This window comes from Draconibacterium orientale (assembly GCF_900111425.1).
GTDB lineage: Bacteria > Bacteroidota > Bacteroidia > Bacteroidales > Prolixibacteraceae > Draconibacterium > Draconibacterium orientale.
Genome location: NZ_FOHT01000086.1, coordinates 1 through 1325 on the forward strand (window position 1 = coordinate 1; position 1325 = coordinate 1325).

Here is a 1325-nt window from a genome sequence, read left to right on the forward strand (position 1 = left end):
GCTACAACTGCCTGCCCCTGTTGTATTATCAACTGATGTTACGACAAGATCAGCTTGTGCTGTACAGTTGTCTGCTGCATCGGCTCCGGTCAAGGCAAGGAATCCTGCAATTGTGGTTGCGGCCGCTGGTTTATCATCGGCACATTCCAGGTCAACTGTTGTTGGTGCACTCGCGGTAGGGCTTTCATTGTCGGTTACCGTAAACACGTGGTCTACATTTACTGAGTTTCCACATCCATCAGTAATCGTATAAGTTCTGGTGATTTCGCCGCTACAACTTCCGGCACCTGTTGTATTATCAACTGATGTTACGACAAGATTAGCTTGTGCTGTACAGTTGTCTGCTGCATCGGCTCCGGTCAAGGAAAGGAAGCCTGCTATTGTGGTTGCGGCCGCTGGTTTATCATCGGCACATTCCAAATCTACTGTTGCTGGTGCGGTGGCCGTTGGATTGGTGTTATCAGTTACCGTGAACACGTGGTCGACAGATACTGTGTTTCCGCAGTCATCTTCAATGGTATAAGTCCTGGTGATGACGCCGTTGCAGCTACCCGATGTGGTTACCACATCGTTTGATGATACAGTAAGGTTAGCAGTGGATGTACAGTTATCAGCGGCAGCGGCTCCCGGTAAGGTAAGAAACTCTGTTATTGTGGTTGCGGCAGCGGGTTTATCATCGGCACATTCCAAATCTACTGTTGCTGGTGCGGTGGCCGTTGGATTGGTGTTGTCAGTTACCGTGAACACGTGGTCGACAGATACTGTGTTTCCGCATTCATCTTCAATGGTATAGGTCCTGGTGATAGCGCCGTTGCAGCTACCCGGTGTGGTTACCACATCGTTTGATGATACAGTAAGGTTAGCAGTGGCCGTACAGTTATCAGCGGCATCGGCTCCCGGTAAAGCAAGGAATCCTGCTATTGTGGTTGCGGCCGCTGGTTTATCATCGGCACATTCCAAATCAACTGTTGCTGGTGCGGTGGCCGTTGGATTGGTGTTGTCAGTTACCGTGAACACGTGGTCGACAGATACTGTGTTTCCGCATTCATCTTCAATGGTATAGGTCCTGGTGATTACGCCGTTGCAGCTACCCGGTGTGGTTACCACATCGTTTGATGATACAGTAAGGTTAGCAGTGGCCGTACAGTTATCAGCGGCATCGGCTCCCGGTAAAGCAAGAAATCCTGCTATTGTGGTTGCGGCCGCTGGTTTATCATCGGCACATTCCAGATCTACTGTTGCTGGTGCGGTGGCCGTTGGATTGGTGTTGTCAGTTACCGTGAACACGTGGTCGACAGATACTGTGTTTCCGCATTCATCTTCAA

1 protein-coding gene is annotated in these 1325 nt (G+C 50.1%); it reads right to left on the bottom strand.

The features are described from left to right. Nucleotides 1–1325: HYR-like domain-containing protein (locus tag BMW53_RS21070; RefSeq protein ID WP_217643020.1), on the bottom strand; the 1325-nt coding region annotated here is incomplete at both ends.